General features: G+C 37.6%; 1 protein-coding gene, 1 other RNA gene and 1 pseudogene. 2 read left to right on the top strand and 1 reads right to left on the bottom strand.

The genetic code is table 11. The features are described from left to right. Positions 1 to 159 precede the first annotated feature (159 nt). Together F6K13_RS22570 and ssrA are read left to right on the top strand one after the other, a co-directional pair. Positions 160 to 1,971 (top strand): serine/threonine-protein kinase, encoded by a 1,812-nt coding sequence (locus F6K13_RS22570; protein WP_124155186.1) that lies wholly within the window; start codon positions 160 to 162, stop codon positions 1,969 to 1,971. Between the two features lie 695 nt (positions 1,972 to 2,666). Next, positions 2,667 to 3,061: a transfer-messenger RNA gene (ssrA, locus tag F6K13_RS22575) on the top strand. A 412-nt stretch (positions 3,062 to 3,473) separates the two neighbouring features. Here the strand turns inward: ssrA and F6K13_RS22580 are convergent. Beyond that, a pseudogene (locus tag F6K13_RS22580) lies at positions 3,474 to 3,873 on the bottom strand (transposase family protein); the annotation flags it as partial. Positions 3,874 to 3,902 lie beyond the last annotated feature (29 nt).

Here is a 3,902-nt window from a genome sequence, read left to right on the forward strand (position 1 = left end):
GGTGACTTTAGTTCAGACGTGTGCTCTGCCGACCAGTCTTGATAGATAAACCACATACTCGCGTACCACAACCCTCCTCAGGATGTTCCATGGAATGTCCCTACTTAAAATAAAAACTACTGTAATTCACTAAGATCTAGAGAAATTGGGAAATAAATAATGAATATATTGAGAAACTTACAAGGGGACAAATATACATTAGAACAAGAATTAGGAAGGGGGGGTTTTGGTATTACTATCAAAGCTACTCATAATTATTTAGGACAACCCGTAGTTATTAAGACTCTCAATGAGTCTCTACGTCAACATCCCAACTTTGAAGAATTTCAAAGGAAGTTTCAGGATGAGGCAAGAAGACTCGCTTTGTGTGTCCACCCTAATATTGTCAGAGTCAGTGATTTTTTTGTGGAAGATGGTCAACCTTACATGGTGATGGACTATATTCCGGGTACAACTTTGGCAGAAGTTATATATAGTGGACAACCTCTACCAGAGGCGATCGCCGTGCATTATATTCGTCAAGTAGGAAATGCTTTGATGGTGGTGCATCAAAATAACTTACTCCACCGAGATGTTAAACCCCAAAATATTATGCTACGTCAGGGTACTAAGGATGTCATCTTAATTGACTTTGGTATTGCGCGGGAATTTATTGCTGGTAAAACTCAGGTTCACACTAATTTGGTTTCTGATGGTTATGCTCCTCCAGAACAGTATTTTGTTCAAGGAAAACGTACCGCAGCAACAGATGTATATGGTTTAGCTGCAACTCTCTATACTTTATTAACAGCACGACTGCCAATAGCAGCAATGAACAGAGCGCAACAAGAAATGCCTACTCCCAGAGAGTTACAGCCTCAACTTAGTGGTACTGTTAATCAAGCAGTGCTAAAAGGTATGGCAATGGATATTCAATACCGACCTGCAACTGTGGAGGAATGGCTAAAAGATTTATCAAATTCTAGCACAACTGATTTACATTCAACTATCCAGGTTGTACCTCAACAGCATCCAGCTCATAATGTGGGAAATGGAAAAATTGCTACTACAAATATTCCTCCTATACAAAGACCTAAAGGAATATTGATGTGGGGTATACTCGGATCGATCGCTACCCTAACAGTAGGAACATTAGCAGCAATAGTGTTAAATTCTCAGCCCCCTGAGACACCACCTATCGTTCAAACTCCTACACCATCTCCCACCGTTAGACCATCAGATATTGCTCAAACTCCTATATCAAAACCAACTACAACTCCTACACCATCTCCACAACCTAATGATATGGAGCAATTGCCCAATTTTACTCCTACCCCATCACCATCACCATCACCATCTCCTGTTCCTGCTATAGTCAGACCAACCCCTACTCCTTCACCTCCAGTAGAAAAACCTACACCTATACCACCTACGGTTGAGCGTACTCCAACTTTAACTCCAACTCCAACTCCAACTCCGGTTCAACCTCCCCAAGATTCAGGTCCTGAGATACCTATAGATTTAATATTGCCAGATAATATTCCTTCCGATCCTATTGATAATTCTACTATTAGGGATCGGTTGCCGATTATTCGTGGCTTACCCCCAGGCACATTAGAAAGTAAAGTAATAGAATTATTGGGAAAACCTACAACAGTTAAAGAGCGTGGCTATTGGCCTAATACTAGGGCTGTAATTTATGATTTACTTCCTAATCAAATTACTTTAGGCTATATATATGATCGAGATTCTCGTCGCTTGCGACAAACTGAGTTGTCTGTGGCAGATGGTATAGATGACCTAATGGTAAGAACCGCTTTCATTAGTATGTTGAATTGGAGAATTACTCCAGAAATCAAGCAAGGATTACAGGATGTGCGAAACCGTAAAATTAATCGCTATGAGTTTAAAACAGGTAATCTCGAAGGTTTAATTGAGCGTAGTAGGAATGATCTTGTCTATATCGGTGTTTGGGAAGATGATTTACATTAAGAGGGAGTAGGGAGTAGGGGAGATTGAAGTAATTATTAGAAATCTCCAAAAATCAAAAATAAAATCAATTATTATCTATACATTATCAATTATTCCCCCCTGTTCCCTGTTTCCTGTTCCCTCTTTTCTAGAGATGTCTATTGATTATAGAACCCCTAAGCGTATCTTCATAAATATTAAGTTTTTTGAGCTAGGAGACAGGAGACAGGAGACAGGAAACAGGAAGCAGGAGACAGGAGACAGGAGGTAAGAGGTAAGAGGTAAGAGGTAAGAGGTAAGAGGGTAGATGTGGGGAGAAATAATATAAAAAATTCAACACTCCTTGCTGATGATTGTTCCTCACTCATTGATGCGCGAAAAGACTTGACTACCATAATTATATAGACCTCAAATGGGTTCTATAAACCAATACAGTTGAGTTAAGGATTTTTTTGGGCAGTTCTGTAATCTCAAAAGCTTATCTAATGGTTCCATACCTTATGAGTTTTGGTCTTATCTGTTTGGGCAGCATTCCGTAGGAAACCGTATTGGATTATAAACACAACATATTATATAACCGGATTCTATATGACTCCTGCCTTCTGCCTTCTGCCTTATTCAAATCCTGACTCCTGACTCCTAACTCCTGACTCCTGACTACTAAGTTCAACAGTTGTCAAAATTCAAATAAATGTGTAAAATAAAAAGAATAACACGGGGCATTAACGGTTTCGACAGGGTGGTGAAATCTACTTTGTGATTCAGGTCGAGAGTGAGTCTTCTCTCGCAAATACCGGGCTCAAAAAATAATAAGTGCAAACAACATTGTACCTTTTGCTCGTAAGCAAGTAGCTGTAGCTTAATTGCGAAAATACCTCTTATAGGTTCGAGCGTCTGTGGTTTGACTCCGTTAAGGATTGCAGACTTAACCCGAACGGATGCACTAGTAAACTGCCTCTGGTCAGCTACTGGTTAAGACCTTACTAGAGAATCCCGCCATCCGGGATAATGGATGGTCCCAGCTCTGAGGGTTAACAAGAGCTAAACCTGTGAATGAGCGAAGAGTAAATAGCCATTTTGGACATGGGTTCAACTCCCATATGCTCCATTAAATAATTAAAAATAACCATCGTATTAAAGCCGTTTTTTGCTTTTTGAGCATAGAGCGGTTTTTTTAGCCAATCAATCAAGAATAGTATTTGATCTCAAGGTTGGTTGAAGACCCGCACTCTCCTGAAGGCGGGAGCGGAGGAATGGGAAAACCAATCAATGTTGCGGTTTTCACAGATTGTGTGCTATACTAAATTAATAGACTTATTGTAAAAATATACTGTGCTGTAGTATATTTCTGTTTTTTAGTCTAAGTTTGCTTGATAAGATATCCAGAATTTATCAATTTTTTTGAATAATTAATAACAGGCGATCGCCACAAACCAAAATCATTAAAAATCGCCAAAATAAATAAGTTCAGCTAATGATTAAAAGTTCAATTTACTAGATATTTAATAAATTAAAATTCAAACTTAATTAGCTAAATCATAATTATAAATACCAGCTATTAAGTTCACTCTTAGTCCAAATCTTTTACCACGATTTCGGTAAGGATAAGAGAGAATTTTCAAGATTTTTAGTCGTCTATTAATATGTTCTACTATAATTCTTAATTGATTCAGTTGCCGATTATATTTTTTCTATTATGAAAGTTAACTTCTTCCCTTTCTTTTTCTTGAGTGGTGTTTGACTTAATTGATAAATTTCACCTATTCCTTGATCGCCTTTATCAGCGATAACTTTAATTAAATTCCCAAATTTAACGCCACTATTTTTAAATAGTTTAAAATCATGAGTTATACCTTTTCCATTGACTAAACATAAGATTTTTTCATTTTTTTGTTGAATTACTAATCGTGTTTTTAGTGTATGTTATCTTTGTTTTACAGTGGAAAACAAAG

Source organism: Okeania sp. SIO2B9 (assembly GCF_010672505.1).
In the GTDB taxonomy this organism is placed as follows: Bacteria; Cyanobacteriota; Cyanobacteriia; order Cyanobacteriales; family Microcoleaceae; genus Okeania; species Okeania hirsuta.